The following is a 17,119-nucleotide window of genomic DNA, read 5'->3' as shown; positions in this document are numbered from 1 at the left end:
GTCCGGGCTCTCACGGCACCGGCTGTAACCACGAAGCCGGCCATGACGTCCTGGGCGAGGGGAGTCCGGGGTGGATCACCTTCCGCGCAGGCATGGCTGGGCGAGCCGATGATGACCCACCAACTTCGATACGTCACTCCGTAGTGAAAGGCGGCCGGATCCCTCCCGCACAGCCCGCGGGCACCGGCCGGCTGACCGTGAGACCCGTATTCAGATGGCTCGGGGCTTGCTTGCGCAGCACGTTGCATGAGAAATCAGGACGAAAGATCGTCACTGTTGGTTACTTCGTGGCCCGATGTGTGTATCACGTTCTTTTGGCTCGATTTACGCTCTGACCTGTATGAATGGCCTGTAAAGCCAGACGTCGGATCATCTAAGCTCTCCCGGGTGGCTACGTCCCGTGACGATACTCACAACAGGTACATAACCCCTGGCATTCCTTCACGAAGTGCCCGCAGAATCTGCGGGATCTGAAGTGCCATCACTGCGGTGCGTCTCCGGCTGCCGCTCCAAGGGTCCGGAGGGACCTCGCCTTGTTCGCTCGTCACCGCCATGCCCGCCGCCGGGCACGCCGCACGGTCATACCCGCCCTTGGCGCGGCCCTACTGGTGGGGCTGCTGCCCGCCCAGTCCCTGGCCATGCCACCGGACCCGGCGAACGCTGACATCGGCCGCGAGACGCTTGAAGCCGTCGAACCTCTCGACCTCGAACAAATCGAGCTCGACAAGCCCCTCGACGGCAAGACGTTCGAGGCAACTCTCGACGAGCTCAAGGTCGACGTTCCCGCTGATCTGCAGCAGGCGCCAGCCGGCACCACGACCCCTCCAGTCGCTGACACCGAGCCGTTCACGTTCGGTTCCGCCATCAGCCCCGCCTTCATGTCCACCGCCACCACGACGGCGACGGCCACAGAGGGCGGGCTCGCTCAGATCCCCAGCCTTCCCCTCCTTGCGGGACAGGCGGACGGTCACCCTGCCCCCACCGGTACCTGGCAATTCAGTGTCGTCGACCGCAATGTCGTCGACCGCAGCAGCGATACCAGCAAGAGCGTCGAAGAAGCTCTCAAGGTCGGCACTCTCATCACGGTCCAGGCTCCCGCCACCGGGTCGGTGCCCATCTCCGTCGGCCTTAAGTACGACGATTTCGAACTCCTGCATGGAGCCGACTGGGCCTCCCGCCTGCGTCTGGTGCAGTTCCCCGAGTGCTACCTCACCACGCCGCTCGTGGAGGCCTGCCAGGAGTACGAGGAACTCGAAACCACCAACGACGCCGCCACCCAAACCGTGATCGCGACGGTCGACACCGCTGCCGACGGCACCGTCACCCCCGCCTCCACGGCCAGCACCCCCCAGTCCGGCCCGGCGATCATGCAGGCGTCCTACACCACCGCCACCCCCATCGCCACAGGCGGCGACAAGGCCGTCATCGGCGCTGTGGACTCCGGTGCCGGCCCCGGTGGCTCCTTCAAGGCCACCTCGCTTGCCTCCAGCGGCAAGTGGAGCGCGGGCGGCTCCTCCGGCGCGTTCACCTGGTCCTACCCGATGATCATGCCGCCCGCCCCGGCCGGCCCCGCGCCCAGCGTCACGCTCTCCTACAACTCGCAGGCCGTCGACGGGAAGACCGCCGTGTCCTCGCCCCAGTCGTCCTGGATCGGCGAAGGCTGGGACTACAACCCCGGTTTCATCGAACGCCGCTACCGCACCTGCAAGGACGACACCCACAGCCTCATCGCCGGCACCCCCAACAACGCCAAGACCGACAGCACCGCCATAGCTGACAAGGCCGACAAGGCCAGCGACCTGTGCTGGGTGTCCTACAACGCGGTCATGTCCCTGGGCGGCGGCACCACCGAACTCGTCCGCGACGCCCCCGCTGGCAGCAATCCCGAAACCGCCACAGAGACCTACCGCCCCCAGCACGACGACGGCACCCTTGTCCAGCGTCACACAGGCGGCACCAACGGCGACAACAATGGCGAGTACTGGACCGTCACCACCACCGACGGCACGAAGTACCACTTCGGCCTCAACCAGGTGGGCGGCAGCCACGCCGACACCAACTCGGTCTCCACCGTCCCCGTCTTCGGCAACCACCCCGGCGAGCCCTGCCACACCACCACCTTCGCTGGCTCCCGCTGCGGCACGGACCCAGACACCGATAAGCCTAGGCAGCAGGCGTGGCGCTGGGGCCTGGACAAGGTCGAGGATGTTCACGGCAACGTCATGATCGTCAACTGGAAGCAGGAGACGAACTACTACGCCGTCAGGAGCAAGCCCAGCGCACCTGAGCAGTACGAACGCGCCGCGTACCCCGCCAGCATCGAGTACGGCATCCGCGCCTCTGACCTCACCAAGTCGTCCGCCGCTGTCGAGTTCGGCGTCAAGCAGCGCTGTCTGAAGTCCGCTGCAGCCTGCGACGAGGCCAACTTCGCCAAGACCGGCGACCCCGGCGCCTACCGACCCTGGTGGGATACCCCCGGTTCTTTGAACTGCAAGAGCACATCTAAGCTCTGCCCCGGATTCCCGTCCTTCTGGACGCAGATGCGCCTTGAGACCGTCACCACCAAGGCCGCTCGCGGAGGCCAGACGACCGCCCCGGGCTACGTCGACGTCTACACCCTTAAGCACTCCTTCCCTCAGGACTGGTACGACACCGCTCCTGGTCTCTGGCTCAACTCCATCACCCGCACCGGCTACGGCCCCGGCGAAACCCCTCAGAACGGTGGCGGCACCCTCCAGTCCAAGGACGGTGTCAGCTTCGCCCACTACCAGGTCGGCACCAAATCCCCGCTGTACAGGAAAGATTTCAAAGACACACAGCTCCCCAACCTCGTCCCTACCGACTCCGACGACAAGCGTCCCGGCTTCACCCGCCCCCGCATCGGCACCGTCGCCACCGAATCCGGGGCCGATATCGAGGTTGAGTACACCGGCGGCTGCACTACCCAGCCCAGCACCGACAGAGGCAAGAGCAACGGCACCTGCTACCCCGTCCGCTGGTCTCCCGACGGCGAGGAGAAGACCCCCGCCAAGGCGTGGTTCAACAAGTACGTCGTCCACTCGGTAACCGAGACCGACAAGGTGGCCAACCTCTTCGGCGCACCCATCAAGACCACCTACGCCTACACAGGCCCGGCATGGGCCCAGAGCGACGACGAGTTCCTCCGCCCCGCCCTGCGCACCCACAGCGACTGGCGCGGCTACCGTCAAGTCGCCGTCACCAAGGGCGGCAAAGACCTGCCTCCTACGGGCACACCGAAGGCTGGAGAGCCGCCGCGCGCACCACAGTCTCAATCGCGCTCCGTGACCCGTTACTTCCAGGGAGCCGGCGGCCAGGTCAACGACTCCATTGACGGCACCCTTCTCCTGGCTGACGATGCTCCGCAGTACGCCGGCATGACCGCCGAAACCCTCACCTTCCTGGACTCCACCCAGGCCAGTGCCTACCTCGACAACAAGCCCGAGACACGACCGGTCTTCGAGAGCCGGACACGGAACTTCCCCGACGCCGCAGTTGAAACCGCCTCACGCGCCCGGCAAGCCGAGGATGGCAGCGCCCTCACCGCCCTGCGCGCCTACCGCACGAGCGTCAAGAAGACCGACTCCATCCAGGCCGTCGGCAGCGGCTGGCGCGGCGTTCGCGCCACCACTCTCAACCGTGACTCCTACGGCCTGGCCACCGCAGTCGAGACGACGGCAGTCACCTCCGACGGCACCACCGAAACCCTCTCCGAGCCCACCTGCACCAAGACGGTCTACGTCCACAACCCTGATATCTGGCTGATCGGACTGACCAGCACCACCAGCACCACCGCCACCACCTGCGCCGGCCACGCCAGCGCCGATCCCGCCACCGAACTCAAGAACTCGGCCCGGTTCCGCTACAACCAGCTCTCCCACGGCGCCACCCCCACCAAGGGCCTTATCACCGCGGTCGACGAGATCGACGGCACCGGCACCAACCACACCATCACCACGACCACCACCTACGACCCGCTCGGCCGCATCCTCACCGTCACCACGCCCGACACCGCCAAGGCCGAAATCCAGTACACCCCCGGTGACACCGGAGGCCCAGTCACCTCCGTCAAGACGATCAATGCCAAGGGCCACGACACCACCACGACCTTCGACCCCGGCCGCGCACTGCCTCTGACGGTCAAAGACCCCAACGGCCGCATCACCCGAACCGAGTACGACGACCTCGGCCGTCTCATCAAGGGCTGGTCCCCTTCCCGTTCCGCCGGCACCCAGACCCCCAACGTCGAGGTCGCCTACCAGACCGCGGCCGTCGACTCCAACCACAAAGCCAGCCCCGCCGCCGTGACCGTCAAGTCACTCAAGGACGACGGCACCTACGCCCGCCAGGTCACGCTCTACGACGGCCTGATGCGCCAGGTCCAGATACAGACCGAGGCCCACGGCCCCGGACGCGTCGTCACCGACACCTATTACAACGACCATGGACTGGTCTCCGAGCAGACCGGCGGCTACCTCGTCAAGGAAGAGCCGGCGACCGACCTGTTCGAGGTCAAGTCCACGACGATCATCCCGAGCCGGGTCAAGACCGCCTACGACGGCATGGAACGCCCGGTCATACAGACCTCCTACTCCAGGCAGGTCCGCCGGGACTGGAGCACCATCACCTACGGCGCCACCAGCGTCGTCGCCGACCCCGCCGGTTCCACCGTCCCCACCACCACCACGACCACCGACGCCCTCGGCCGCGTCACCAACATCAAGCACCACGCCGGAACCGGCAAGTACCGCACCACCACATACGGCTACGACAAACGCGGCAACCGCAACAAGGTCACCGACCCGGCCGGCAACGCCTGGACCTACACCTACGACGCCCGAGGCCGCGTCACCTCCGCCAAGGACCCGGACACGGGTACCACGCAAACCGACTACGACAAGGTAGACCGGCCCAACGTCGTCACCGACGCGCTGACGAAGTCGACCTACACAACCTACGACGTGCTGGGCCGGGTCACCGCCATACGCGAAGGCTCGGCGACCGCCACACCAGTCAAGGAATTCAAGTACGACACGGACCTGGACGACAAGGTCAACAAAGCGGGCTGGATCGGCCTGCTGGCGGAGTCCAAGCGGCACACCACCACCGGCGACTACACCACTAAGATCACCGGCTACGACACCGAATACCGGCCCACCGGCCGTCAGGTGATCATCCCCACCAACACCATGACCACCGGCCTGTCCGGCACCTACACCTACACCTACGCCTACACACCCACAGGCAAGCCGCTCTCCGTCACCCTGCCCGCCAAGGGCGGCCTGGCCACGGAGAAGGTCATCACCCGCTACAACGAAGACGGCCTGCCCGAATCCACCTCGGGCCTCGCCTGGTACACCTCCGACGCCACGTACTCGCCCTACGGCGAAGTCCTGCGCACAGTCTCCAGCGCCCAGCCCTACCGCATCTGGACGACCAACTTCATCGACGAGCACACCGGCAGACTCCAGCGCACCGTCACCGACCGGGAGAAGCCCGGACCCCACCGCATCTCTGACACCGGATACGCCTACGACACTGCTGGTCTAATCACCGCGAGCGCCCGCCAGAACGCGGAAACGACCGCCCTCACGACCTGGGACAACCAGTGCTTCACCTACGACACCATGGGTGAACTCGTCAATGCCTGGACCTCGAACATCAAGCCCACCGGCAACGGAACCGGCTGCAAGTCGAACTCAGGAGCCACCTGGGGATACAACAGCACCGGTGCCCCCTCCAGCGGCCCCGTAGCAGACGCACCCCACCAGGCCCCCACGAACACCGACCCGCTCACCGGCCTGGCAGGCACGGCACCCGCCACCGGCACCGTCGCCACGAACACAGGCGCTCCCACCGCCACCGCCACCGGGGCTGTCACCGGCTCGGCCGCCTACCGCCAGTCCTTCACCTACGACTGGATCGGCAACCGCGCCACCACAACCGAACACGACCCCGCCGGCGACACCAGCAAGAACACTGCCTACACCTATAACCACAGCACCACCCAGCCCCACACCCTCGCCTCCGTCACCACCACGCCGACCGGCAAGGAAAGCAACTACACCTACAACCCCACCGGCACCACCAAAACCCGCGACCTGCCCGGCGGCACCAGCCCGGACCAGACTCTCGAGTGGACATCCGAGCACAAACTCGCCTCGAACACGGTCCACGGCACCACCAGCGTCAAGACGACCTATGTATACGACGCCGACGGCAACCGCATCCTCGAAAACTCGCCGACCGGCAGCACGCTCTACCTCGGCGAAACCGAACTCACCACCGACTCCGTCGGCCTCATCACCCGCGCCTCCCGCGCCTACGGCCAGGCCGGCGCACCCACCCTCGTCCGCACCACCACCAACCAATCCACCACCGCCCACACCCTGAACGTCCTCCTCACCGACCACCTCGGCACCGCCCACACCACCGTCGAAGCTGGCGGAACCCAACCCGTCACCCGCCGCGCCTTCAAGCCCTACGGCGAGCCCCGCGGCACCAAGCCGACCAACTGGCCGAACAAACGCAGCTACCTCGGCGTCGGCATCGACGACACGGCAACGGGACTCACCCACATCGGCGCCCGCGAATACGACCAGAACACCGGCCGCTTCCTTTCCGCCGACCCCCTCATCGACCACACCGACCCGCTCCAAATGAACGGATACAACTACGCCAACAACAGCCCCATCTCGCAAAGCGACCCCACCGGCCTCGCGCCGATCGAATGCGCCAACCGCGGAGTCAGCTGCTCACTCCAGAACGGAACCTGGAACGAAGAGAAGACCAGCAGCTACGAGAAATACAATCCCCCGACCATCACGCAACTCAGAGAAGAAGAGGACGCCCAACTCGCCTGGAATGAGGAAAGCGCTGCTGCAGGTGACCTGGTTGCCGGAATCGCTGCAAAGCACCTCGCCGGCGCCAAACTCGACACATTCATGCGTGCTTACCAGACCGACCTTGATAAGCGCATGCGTAAGCAAGGAGAGGTATCGTCAAACGACAAGATATCCGACGCGGTCAATCTATGTGTAGGTGCACGAAAGATTGCCTGCCCGCAGGGAATGACGAACGAACTGTTCCACGGCGCGGAATTCCAAAAGATGGCGCAGGCCGGACTCTTCGAAGACGGCGGACGCCTGACTGGCTCCGCTATGTCTCGCGCCTACACCGCTCAGCTGAAGAAGCTCACGCCCTGTAACAGCTTCACGCCAGGAACCAAGGTGCTCATGGCCGACGGTTCCGCTAAGCCGATCGAACAAGTCAAGGTGGGAGACAAGATCTTGGCCGGCGACCCGAAGACCGGGTCAGTGCACACCGAGACCGTCACTGCCGAGATTCAGGGCGAAGGGCTGAAGCAGCTCGTAAGGATCACCATTGAAACAGAGGATGGGTCCGCTCAGGTAACAGCCACGGCCGAGCATCCCTTCTGGGTGCCCAAGGCGGACACGTGGGTCGACGCGGCAGACCTTCATCCTGGCCAGTGGGTGCAGGTCGCCGAGGGCGCCGGCGCTCGGATCTCAAGGATCCAGCAGTGGACCGCTCTGAGTGCCAAGGTCTACAACCTGAGTGTTTCCGACTTGCACACGTACTATGTACTCGCTGGGCAGACGCCGGTACTCGTTCACAACAGCAACTGCAACTCGCTCACGCGTGCACAGTCTGACGAGGTTGCGAATTTCCTGGGGTACACGAAGACCAAAATGAAGTCTGCAGGCGGGGCCCCAATTTGGGAGAACAAGAAGGCTGGAGGCGGTCAACCTCGGTATATCACCTACGATCGGACCGGGCATAACAAGCAGGCGGTATTCAAGGGTGCCAGCTTCCGTAATCCTTTCCAGTCGACGAAGGATTCGGCTCGGGACGGAACGTATGGGCTGGATGTATCCCCGACTGGAGAGGTGTTGGGTCTTAAGTGGCTAGCCAAATGACAGCCGAGCTTGTCGTCAGCCCGAGCGACCAGCATGTGCGAGCCTCCCTGGCAGAGGCGCCGGCCTGGAGTGCCTACGCGGCGGATTTGCGGAGGTTGCTCAACGTGGTGATCGAGGAATGCGGAGCTGACCGTCTTGAGGTCAGTGAGTTGCTGGTCAGCGAACCGCTCCCTGACCGGTACTGGAGGCTCCGGAACGGGATGCAGGCCAACCCGGCGGAGGCGATAGATCTCGCTGAGCGGATGGCGGCTGGGTTCGGACCGTACTGCCGACTGATCACACCGGGGCGGCTTCGCGTCGAGTCGGGATGGGATGGGGCGATCCATCTCTCAATGGATCCAGCGGTAGCCAATTCGCTTACCGGGCTCGCTGGCGACAACCTGTCTCTTGAGCGGCGTTCCTCGGAACCGGATCCTGAGGAGGAGCCAAGACTTGTCGATGACGTTGTGGATGACGAGTTTTGGGGCTTGGTTCGAGCGGCGGCCGATGGGCTAGTGCTCTTGTGTGAGCGCTGGGCGCACGGCGCTTACGGCTGCCGATGGTTCCGGGTGACTGCGGGAAATGTAGCGGAGGTGGCACAGGCTGTACGGCCTCGCTCTCTCCTCTGCGTTGTCGCAAACCCGGACCTGCGGCTCGACGCGGGGCTATTGGACGAAGATTTCACTGCGTTCGAAGCCCCGCTCACGCCTGGCCAGCTCATTTACCGCGCCCACCCAGGGGGGGCCGATAGTCTCGCCGAAGTAACGGGCAGGGGATCGTCGTTCATGCTGGCGGATGTGGTCTTGGCTGGGTGGTGCGCCGTGGTGCCGGATTCAGACGGCGTAGTCAGAGCGGTATGGGAGAGCCCTGGTGAGGGGTGAGGGGTGAGGGGTGAGGGGTGAGGGGTGAGGAGCGAGGCGGGGCGGCGGCTATCTCAAGGAATAACCGATTCGCGATCGAAGTGATCGGTGATCCCGCCTCGGAGGGTGGCGTCTCGTTGCCTTCCGAGGCCGCCGGTAGGGTCACGGTCGGGGATTTCTCAGAATCATTCCCGATGGACCTGAGCTTCTGGACGCTGGCTTACTACTCTCGAAGTTGGGAGAGAGCCCTGAGGGAGCTTGAGGCGAGCGAGAATTCGACCTCGTGCCTCATCTCTTCGATCACGGACCCGGGGACCGCTAACTTCATCTTCTGCTGGCCCATTTACCGGGAAGGGGAAGCTGTCCACGTGCAAAACTCGATCATCTTCCTGGATGGCCTCGAAGAAGAGTTTAATCCGCAAGAGCCTTGGCGATATGTGGAGGCTCGAAGTTTGGTTGACGAGGACGGGAACCAAATTTCTGAGTGGTCGACGACCATCTCTGAGGTGCGGCGATTCCGCGAGTCCATCGGGGGCCAGTAGCTCACGTACACACGCAAATCTGAAGCCCCGTCAGGCAATGCTTGGCGGGGCTTCAGCGTGCCGTGACGGCAGTAGTTGACGGCAACGTCAGCGGACGGGGGCTGCGCAGAGCGGCGGTTCGTTACCGTCGTCGGGCCGGTTTCCGGTGTCGGCGGGAGCGCGGAGGGCGAGTCCGAGGAGGTTGATGGCGTCGCGCTGGAGGCGGAGCCGGACGTGGGCGTAGACGGTGGCGGTGACGCCGATGTGGGCGTGGCCCAACAGCTCCTTGATCACGACGAGTTCCACTCCCTGTTCCAGGAGGAGGGTGGCGGTCGAGTGGCGGAGGTCGTGGAACCGGATGCGGCGGAGTCTGGCCTGGCGGAGCAGGGTGTTGAAGTGCCGGGTGAGGGTGGACCCTTCGATCGGGGCGCCGTCGGGGCGGGTGAAGACGTAGCCGCTGTCCTGCCAGGCCGTCCCCACCGCCTCACGTTCCTGGAGTTGCCGGTCGCGGTGCTGTTCGAGGGAGCGCTGGCACGGCGTCGGCAGGACGATGCGCCGCTCCGAGCTCTTGGTCTTCGTCGGGAGGGCGGTCAGGCCGCCGGAGTTGGTGCGCTGGAGAGTGCGTCTGATACTGGCGGTTCCGCCGGCCAGGTCGAGGTCTTCCCAGCGCAGGCCGAGGAGTTCGCCCTTGCGGAGCCCGGTATGCAGGGCAAGCTCGAACAGCGGCTGCAACCGGTGACCGCTCGTCGCGGCCAAGAACGTGCGCGCTTCGTCGGCAGTGAGGGGTTCGAAGCGGCGGGGTCGGGGTGTGCCGGTGCGGACGTTGCGGGCGACGTTGCGCGGGATTTCCTCCTCGCGTACGGCGTGCTCCAGGGCGGACTTGAGGACGGAGTGTACGTAGGCCAGGGTCAGCGGTGAGAGTCGCCTTGCGCAGCACTTTCCGGCAGCGCAGCAGAGGGGCTCGACACGGGCGGCGTCGAGGCCGCGCGCGCAGCATTGGCAGGTGGTGCGGAGCTGGTTGAGCCGTACGGCCCAGCGGGCGTCGCCGATCTCGGCGAACAGGCGGGTACGGGCGGTGAGGGTCCCCTGCGGAGTGTCCGTGATGAACACGCCCGCGGCCGCGTCCCAGTATTCGAGCGTGTGGCGGGCGATGGCGGTCGCGACGCCCGGCGGTTTGCCCCAGTGCTTCAGCAGGCGGGTGCCGACCGCCTGATGGGCGTCGTGCCACGACGCCGTGCCGGCCGCGGCGACGACGTGGGCGATGTCGTCGAAGCAGTCGATCAGAATCTCGGCGGTCAGGTAAGCGTCCGTGACCGGCATTATCGGTGGTGAGCCGCGGCGCATCTCCCATCGGCGGACACTGGCGTCGATGACCTCGGTGAGCAGCTGGGCCCGGCTGCCCGGCAGGGCGGCTGCCGGGCGTTCGGCGATGAGGAGCACCATCAGTGTCGCCAACAACGGGACGCGCCACAGGGCCCTCTCGGTGCGACGGGAGTGCTCGACGCGCCGCGCACGATCGGCGATCCAGTCCCTTCTGCCCTGGGCGTCCATGAACCTTTCCGCGAGTGTCTCCAGCAGGTGGTCGAGAGTGTCCGTCAGCTCCTCTGGAGGCAGCAGTTCGTGGACGGGGAGCCGGAGGCGCGCGGCCGCTGCGGACGACGAGTGGCGGGAGGTGACAACGACGTCGAGTTCGGCGGGGAGCTCGTCGAGCACGTGGGCCACAGCCTCGACCACGGCGTCCTGCCGGTCGTGGACCTCGTCGAGCGCGTCGAGCAACAGCAGGGCGTTTCCCTGCCGAACGTGTGACACCAGGGCCTCTACCAGGAAGGGCCGAGCGGTTCCGATGGCCGCTCGTACGAGATCGGCCGGATCGAGTCGGTAAGGACCTGCCGGGGGCAGCAGGGGTACCAATTCGCGGAGCGGAAGCCACAGCGGAACGGGCGCGTGCGCATGGCCTGCCCAGTGCGCCGCCAGGAGGCGTGATGCTACGGTCTTGCCTGATCCCGGCGGTCCGACGAGGAAGAGTCGGCCCTGACGGCGTACCACGTTGACCAGGGTGTCCCGGCCTCGATTTTGATCCTTGGCAGGCGTCACGGCTCTCAGGGCCTTCGCCGCGCCCGGCACAGTCATCGACTCAAGACCCTGGCCGAGATCGGCGAGTGGGAGGACGTCTCGCTCGGCCGCCCACCTCTCCCGGTACGTGGCCACCTCCCCGTCCATGGCCTCCAACCGGGCCGCCAGCGCACCTGAGGCGTCGGCGACCAGGGGAAGGTGCGCGTCGAGGAGCCAGCCCCGCCACTGCTGCGGGTCCGAGGCCGTGCGCTGTTCGGCTTGCACCCGTGCCGCCGCCTTCATCGCGCGAAAGGCCGCTCTGCCGTGGCCTGCCGTGACGACGGCGGCGTTGAGGCAGGCAGCGCCGAAGGCCTCGTCGGGACCGCCGTCGCGAGCGTCCAGGGCGCGCACCCGCGCCGCGGCCAGGAGATGATCTGTGTCCGCACAGTCCAACCCCGCTTCGGTGGCGAGACTGCGCAAACGGTCGAGTTGACGGAACGCTGTGGGAGTCGGCGAGGCACCACTCTGGTGAAGTGTGAGGGCCTCGGCCATGCGGTCCAGCGCCGGCGTGCTCCGGGTGACGATGTAGAGGAGTTCGTCACCCGGGCGGCACTCGCCGGACGCCACGGCACGACACCACTGGTCGGCCGAGTCCTTGAACGCCTTGTCACCGGCGTTCAGTTTGGCCTGGACGAAGGCTCTCGTGCCATCGGCGAGATCGACGACGACGTCGTCGACATGCAGGTCCGCCTCCATACGCAGCAGTACAGGCGCCGCCGCGGACCTAAGCCAGGGCACGCGCTCGCCCAGTAGGCCGTGGGCGGCGACCAGGGCCGCGATACCGGCCCGGTGGTTAGCGCCCGCTTCGTTGCTTGAGCCGCCTAGGGCACCTCGCCTGGCCGTCGACACCGAAAGCTCCTCTCAAGACGCCGGCGTCCTCCGAGGGGCCTCCTCTCATCCGGTGCGTCATCGTACGACGGAGCACGGACAGGGATGGTGCCTACTTCACGAGATGGCCGACGGCGACCGGCAGGGGGCGCCGGTGATGTGGCGGGCCTCGCCGGAGGCGAGGAAGAGCACGGCGGTGTCCGTATCGGCGGGGTCCACCCGGGGGACCGGCAGGGCCATGTTCGCGACGGAGGCGGCGGTGAAGGTCTGGCGTGTCGGGTGCTCCGCATCTGGTGCGAAGTGGCGGTACGTCGCCTCGTTCTGGATCACGGAGGGTCCACCTGGGTCGGCAGGACGCTGCTTCCAGGGGGTGCCCGTATCGTCAGATCATGGGCAAGTCCTCCAGTAAGTCGAAGTTGAAGCGTCGCCATCACACAGTGCCGCGCCTTCTCCTGCGGCGCTTCGCTGATGGGGAGCAGATCGTCCGTGTACCCCTTGATGGGGGCGAGCGGCGCCAGGTCGGCATCGCGGATGTCACCGTGCATCGTGACTTCTACTCGATGCGAGGCGAAGGCGGCCAGCTCGACGACACCGTAGAGAACCTGCTGGCCGATCTGGAGGGGAAGGCAGCCAAGATCATCCGCAAGATTGCCCAGGGAGTCTGGCCCCTGGCGGTCGAGGAGCGGGCGGTCGTTGCTGAGTGGATCGCGGCGCAACATGCTCGGATCCCTGCTGCCCGCACAGCGCAGAACGAGATGGCCGACCATCTCGGCAAGATCCTCATCGCCATGGGCGGTAAGCCGGAGATTCGGCGCCATCTGGAAGAGGAGGAGGGGAGAACGGTTGTGGACGAGGGCGTGGAAGAGATGTGGGAGTCCCTCACGGACTTCGACAGCTATTCCGCCGAGCTGTCCGTCAATGAGCACGTCGTATACATGGCACAGTCGATGAAAGCGGCTTACGAGATCTTCATGGGACGCGCATGGGGGTTGATCAAGTTCGAGCGTCGGACGCTTCTGATTCCTGATCACCCTGTGACGTTGGTCCGCGACGAGGACATGCCGGCCTTCCTGGGTGTCGGCCTCGGCACGGCGGCCGCGATTCTCATGCCCATCGACCGGAGGGCGGCGATCATGATGGCCGGACCTGGCGAGGACTTCGTCGTGCGTCCTCACGCCAAGCTGGCCAAGGAGCTGAACCAGCGGTTTGCCTTCAACGCACGCAAGGAGCTGTACCACCACCCGGACGACCGCCCTCTGGAAGGGATCAGGCTGCCACCCGTTCGGGAACGGGAATGCGGATGAGCCAGCCGCCGGAGTCCTACCTGATGCCTGACGGCCCGTCCGAGACCTTCAAGACGGCGATGAGCAGCCCCCCTGAGCCCCCAGCACAGGCGCGGGTGACCTCCCTCCGCCGGCCCTGGGAGTGACCAGAGTGGATGCCTCGAACCACGCCTTCCCGGCCGAACCCAGGAGCTGCTGGCTGCGCGAACTTGTCAGTGGGTCCGCATAGCATCCGGGCCACGTAGGTGCGTCGGCTTGAACGTCGGCCACACCACGCCTTCGGGCGATCGGGTCAGAGTTGGGGAGCGCTGCCATGGGGTGGGAATCGTTGCTTGTGTCGGAGTTTAAGCAGCTCCAGTCCAGCCCGGACGCGCATCGGCGTGGCCGGAAGTTCGAGGAGCTGCTGGAGCGGCTCTTCAAGAACGCCCACTTCCGTGTCCAGCGCAACGCTGGCACCGCCCGACCGAGGCAGACCGACCTTCTCGCCAGCTACGGGGATGCCTGGTACTTGATCGAGGCCAAATGGGAAAAGGCCCCCATCGATGTGGACACCTTCGATGCCGTACGGGCTCGGATGGAGAGAGCAGTCCCCTCCGCAGTGGGCGTGATCATCAGCATGTCGGGCTTCACGGAAACCGTCATCGAAGAGGTGGCGAAGTTCAGAGGGAAGCAGCCCATCCTGCTCATCGGACAGAAGGACCTGTCGCAGGTCCTCCGCACACCGGAGTCGCTCGCCAATCTCCTGCGCATCAAGCGGGACGAGCTCATGGTTCACGGGCGTGTCCACCTGAGCCTGGAGACCACGAGGCGCGCTCGTCGGCGGCCGGTTACGGACCTGCCAGCCGCAGCTCTGACGATCCTTGGACTCGACCTGCAACCGCTCCCGTACGTGAAGAAGGAAGATGGCTTCCCAGGGTTGGTCTTCGCACAGGAGCTCCCGGACGTTGACTGGGTGATCGCGGACGGCAGCGGTGTGACGCTGGATCTGCCCGTCAGTCGACTCGACGAACGGGGGCTCGTCGATCTCGTTCACGCCCTCAACTCCATGGGGTGGACGACGTCCCAACCGAGCTGGAGCATCCGACAGCTGACCGCGGCGTGGCATGGCGCCGGCGCACGCGAGTTCGTCGAGGCCCTCACTGCCAGGGCGAAGCGCTACGAGGACCTTCCTGAGGAAGAGATCCATCACTCTGAGCAGGTGACCTACTTCGACACCTGCGCGGGCGGGGGTTTCTACACCCTCAGCGCGGACATCTCCAAAGACGGCTCCAGGGTCGTCGGCTGCAACGTGTCGTTCCAGCTAGTCGGTGTACCCGTTGACGTCCAGCCGCTCCGGCACCTGTTCGAGCAGTACGACGTGATGGCCGCCGGCTTCTTCCGCCCGCTGGCCGGTCCGTCTGTGTCCCGCGGAAATTTGGGAGTCCACGAGACCTTGGAAGCTGTCGGATATCTCGTCGCCTCGGACCCGTTCCCGGGCGACACCTCAGCCGGGGACCTGGGTAGCTTGCCAGCGGGGCCTGGCCCTCAGGAGCGGTGGGTTACCGGCATCGTGGCCCGGAATCCGTTCTTCAAGGCGGACCGGGGGTCGGCGCCGGAAGGGTGGCCGGGCGCGCTCAGCACCAGCGAGGTCATCGTGTGCGCTCTCCGATCGCACCATCCGCTGACGAAGATGCCAGAAACCTATTCCCTAGTTTCATGGGAGCGTGCCCGCACATCGGACGCTCAGGTGTTCCGGCCAGTGGCCGACTGGTAGTCCGTTGCTGGGGCGCTGCTGCTCCCGAGATGCGGTGGCGCGACCTGTGGCTTTCCGCTGTGGGAGCCGCGGTGTGCGTTGGGTTTCGCCTCTGACCAGTGCTTGCTGAGCGCTTGGGCCCCCAGTGAGAACACCAGCCAATTGCCAGAGGTCTCGATCGCCTGCGCCGTGGGCAGCCCGACGTCGTTGAGCATGCCCTCTCGGCTGAAGGGCGGCATCGAAAGCCACAGCTCGCGTATGGCTTCGAGGTCCGCGAGGCTGACGCCTCCCTCGGCGATCACTCTGCCGCCAAGCATCTTGACTCGCACTTCGAAGATCAAAGTCTCGGGTGTCCTCGCGGCGGTAAGGCCGCGAGAGTAGACGACCTGGCGGTGCAGCTCGGGCGGCTCGAACAGGGGCCGGGCTTTGGCCAGGAGGTGGTTGCCGTCGAAGCTGCCGGTGTAAAGAGCGTCGCGTACAGCGTGGAGAAACTCTCGTCGGAGATGCGCGGTGCCGAGCCGGCGATCGTCCAGCGGAGCGATCAGGAAGCGGGCGGTCTCCAGAGCCCGGGGCTTGCTGCCTCGCGGATCTCCTACATGGGTGACAAGCGCACGAAGGGCCTGCCGGGTGGGTACGGCTCCCGACTCCCCGTATAGCCAGATGGTCAGAGGAATCCTTGCGAGGAGGGGGATTCGCGGCGTGCCCACTCGCGCTCCGAGTAGAAGCTGAAAGAGCTTGCGCTGATGGACTGAGTGCAACGCTTTGTCCGAGCCGTGAGGGCCCGTACGCCGTCGTTGTGGACGGTCCAGTAACCCGAGTGACACCCAGTCGTGTACGAGGCGTTTGGTCACGGCGTGTCCTGCAAGAGCGGCATCGTGCACCAGGTCATCGATGGTGCCCGGTCCGGAGATCGTCACGCCTGGAAATTACACCGAACCCGGTGCCGAATGAGGCCGGTTGGGGTGCCGCCCGTCGATCCCACTCTCGTAGGGTCGAAGGACCGAGGCAGGGGCTCACCGTCGGCCGGAGCTTGGCGGCATGGCCGACGGTGACCCCCCTGCGGTGTTGACCCAGGCTCTGAAAGGGAGACCAATGACCACCACTGTGAACGACCCTAGGGCACTGCCGCCCGACCAGCCCAGTGCGGAGACTGCCGGAAGGCAGGGTCGGAAGGCGGAGGCCGTTCAGGATTTGGCGATGAGTGCGCTTCGGGAGGCGGCTTCTGCCGTAGGAGCCGGCCTCGTGACTCTCCTCGTTCTGTGGATCAAAGGGGGGTGACCGAGGGCCGGTCGTTTAGCAGTCACCACAGGCTCAGGGGCCTTCCGGCGGCGGCTGCTATGTCGATCCGGGAGGAGACCTCCGCCTCGGACTCGCCGAGCGCGCGACCGGCGCGAATCGCAGCACCGATCGCGCGGGCGCGATGAGCAGGACCCCGGAGGTCTGCAAGAGGGCCTCCGGGGTCGCGACGGCGGGCGAGCCACTCCGCGCGGTTCTCCGCAGGGGTCCCTAGCCGGAGGTGCGCCGGCTGCTGACAGCTGTGGTTGTCGCACGTATGGCAGACCGTCGGACTGTCGTTTCCCCAGCCGAGACGCGGGATCACGCCGTGCGCGAGCTGGTAGCCGTACAGGTGCCCCGGCACCGTGCCTCTGCGAGTCCGGCCCGGCAGCGACGTGGCACGGAACGACGCATGTCCCGTGCTGGAGACGCCCGCGGTGCAGAACCAACAGCCCTTGGACCGTGTCCTATGTGGTGAGGCGGTCGTTGGGCACGTCATGGGGCGGGGTACGTGGAGTTGGATTGTTCCGGACGGGTTGTGGGAGATCGCGAAGCCGCTGATCCCGCCGCCGAA

7 protein-coding genes and 2 pseudogenes are annotated in these 17,119 nt (G+C 65.9%); 5 read left to right on the top strand and 4 right to left on the bottom strand.

Features of this window, described 5'->3' with window-relative positions; translation table 11 throughout:
- Positions 1-533: 533 nt before the first annotated feature.
- The 3 genes from ACFWV2_RS31445 to ACFWV2_RS31435 are packed head-to-tail and all read left to right on the top strand — an operon-like array spanning position 534 to position 9,336.
- Positions 534-7,955, top strand: coding sequence for a polymorphic toxin-type HINT domain-containing protein (locus ACFWV2_RS31445; protein WP_384410306.1), 7,422 nt, complete (start codon positions 534-536; stop codon positions 7,953-7,955).
- Positions 7,952-8,815 carry a hypothetical protein gene (locus tag ACFWV2_RS31440; RefSeq protein ID WP_384410302.1) on the top strand — a complete coding sequence of 288 codons (864 nt, stop codon included), beginning with the start codon at positions 7,952-7,954 and terminating at the stop codon, positions 8,813-8,815. Before ACFWV2_RS31445 ends, ACFWV2_RS31440 begins: the two co-directional genes overlap by 4 nt.
- Positions 8,816-8,832: 17 nt before the next feature.
- The gene (locus ACFWV2_RS31435; RefSeq protein WP_384410299.1) at positions 8,833-9,336 is read left to right on the top strand and encodes a hypothetical protein; all 504 of its coding nucleotides are present in this window, start codon (positions 8,833-8,835) and stop codon (positions 9,334-9,336) included.
- 87 nt (positions 9,337-9,423) lie between these two features.
- Here the strand turns inward: ACFWV2_RS31435 and ACFWV2_RS31430 are convergent.
- From ACFWV2_RS31430 to ACFWV2_RS31420, 3 genes and pseudogenes are all read right to left on the bottom strand, one after another.
- A pseudogene (locus ACFWV2_RS31430) lies at positions 9,424-10,338 on the bottom strand (tyrosine-type recombinase/integrase); the annotation flags it as partial.
- Positions 10,339-10,974: 636 nt separating this feature from the next.
- Positions 10,975-11,445: pseudogene (locus tag ACFWV2_RS31425) on the bottom strand (NACHT domain-containing protein); the annotation flags it as partial.
- Positions 11,446-12,372: 927 nt separating this feature from the next.
- Positions 12,373-12,585: a hypothetical protein gene (locus ACFWV2_RS31420; RefSeq protein ID WP_384410296.1), complete on the bottom strand. Its 213-nt coding sequence runs from the start codon at positions 12,583-12,585 to the stop codon at positions 12,373-12,375.
- Positions 12,586-12,644: 59 nt separating this feature from the next.
- On the opposite strand from ACFWV2_RS31420, the gene ACFWV2_RS31415 reads away from it, so the two are divergent.
- On the top strand, positions 12,645-13,559 hold the full coding sequence (locus ACFWV2_RS31415; RefSeq protein WP_384410293.1) for a DUF4238 domain-containing protein: 915 nt from the start codon (positions 12,645-12,647) through the stop codon (positions 13,557-13,559).
- 292 nt (positions 13,560-13,851) lie between these two features.
- Positions 13,852-15,291: a restriction endonuclease gene (locus ACFWV2_RS31410; RefSeq protein WP_384410290.1), complete on the top strand. Its 1,440-nt coding sequence runs from the start codon at positions 13,852-13,854 to the stop codon at positions 15,289-15,291.
- Here ACFWV2_RS31410 and ACFWV2_RS31405 read toward each other — a convergent pair.
- Positions 15,261-16,187 carry a hypothetical protein gene (locus tag ACFWV2_RS31405; protein ID WP_384410288.1) on the bottom strand — a complete coding sequence of 309 codons (927 nt, stop codon included), beginning with the start codon at positions 16,185-16,187 and terminating at the stop codon, positions 15,261-15,263. The genes ACFWV2_RS31410 and ACFWV2_RS31405 overlap by 31 nt on opposite strands.
- Between the last annotated feature and the right edge of the window lie 932 nt (positions 16,188-17,119).

It is taken from the genome of Streptomyces sp. NPDC058671, assembly GCF_042716475.1.
In the GTDB taxonomy this organism is placed as follows: Bacteria; Actinomycetota; Actinomycetes; order Streptomycetales; family Streptomycetaceae; genus Streptomyces.
The sequence above is the reverse complement of the archived record's forward strand: the minus strand, read 5'-3'. Positions and strand labels throughout refer to the sequence as shown.